This is a genomic window from Pseudomonas sp. B6001 (genome assembly GCF_013386015.1).
In the GTDB taxonomy this organism is placed as follows: Bacteria; Pseudomonadota; Gammaproteobacteria; order Pseudomonadales; family Pseudomonadaceae; genus Aquipseudomonas.
In genome coordinates, this window is the sequence record NZ_JACAOX010000063.1 from 7,725 (window position 1) to 8,855 (window position 1,131).

Sequence of the window (1,131 nt, forward strand, 5' to 3'; positions counted from 1 at the left end):
CAATGGCGAAACCCTGCAAGTCGTCCTCAAGGATGCAGCGGGTCAGGAATCGCAACCTGCGTCTGTGGTAGCGGGTGATACAACCGCCCCCGCCGCACCGAACGGTTTGGCCGTCAGTGCAGACGGTACAACCGTCAGCGGTAAGGGCGAGCCTAATTCGACCGTGATCATCAAGGATGCCAATGGCGAGGTCCTCGGCACCGGCACCGTGGATGCTGAAGGCAACTTCCAGGTCACCCTGGGAACTGCGCAAACCAATGGCGAAACCCTGCAAGTCACCCTCAAGGATGCTGCCGGCAATGAATCGTCCGCCAGCCCCGTGGTGGCGGGCGACAGCACCGCCCCGGATGCGCCGACCAACCTGGTGATCAGTGCCGATGGCGCAACTGTCAGCGGTAAAGGTGAACCGAACGCTGCCGTGAGCATCAAGGATGCCAGCGGCAACGTGATCGGTACGGGCACCGTCGGCGCGGATGGCAATTTCCAGGTTTCGCTCGACACACCCGCGCCCGAAGGCGAAAGCCTGGCGATCACGCTCAAAGACGCTGCCGGCAATGAGTCGGCTCCGGGTGCGCTGGTTGTCGCCGATATTGAGACACCGCTTGCGCCGCGCAACCTGGCAATCAGTGACGTGGGTGACACGCTCAGCGGTGAAGGCGCCGCGGCCCACAAAGTCATCGTCCTCAACGATGCTGGTGAAGTGGTCGGCAGCGGAACAGTGGCAGATGACGGCACATTCCTGGTGCAACTGAACTCGCTGCACATCAATGGCGAGCGGCTACGCGTGTTCCTGCGCAACTTCTCGGGCAAGGAATCCCTGCCAGGCATCGTCATCGCGGGGGACACCATCGCCCCGGATGCCCCAACCAACCTGGTGGTTGGCGAAGATGGCAGCACCGTCACCGGCAAGGGCGAACCGCGCGCGACCGTTACCGTGAAAGACGCCGATGGCAACGTGATCGGCACTGGCACGGTCGGCGACGACGGTAATTTTCAAGTCACCCTGGATCCGCTTCAGGTTAACGGCGAAACACTGGCTGTCACATTGACCGATGCAGCAGGCAACGAGTCTGTTCCGGCTTCTGTGATCGCTGTTGATATTGATGATACGGACGCCGATGCCGATGCTGA

General features: G+C 61.6%; 1 protein-coding gene. It reads left to right on the plus strand.

Going from position 1 to position 1,131, the window contains the following annotated elements:
- A partial coding sequence (locus tag HX821_RS31580; RefSeq protein ID WP_256349008.1) for an Ig-like domain-containing protein occupies positions 1 to 1,131 on the plus strand: 1,131 nt, incomplete at both ends.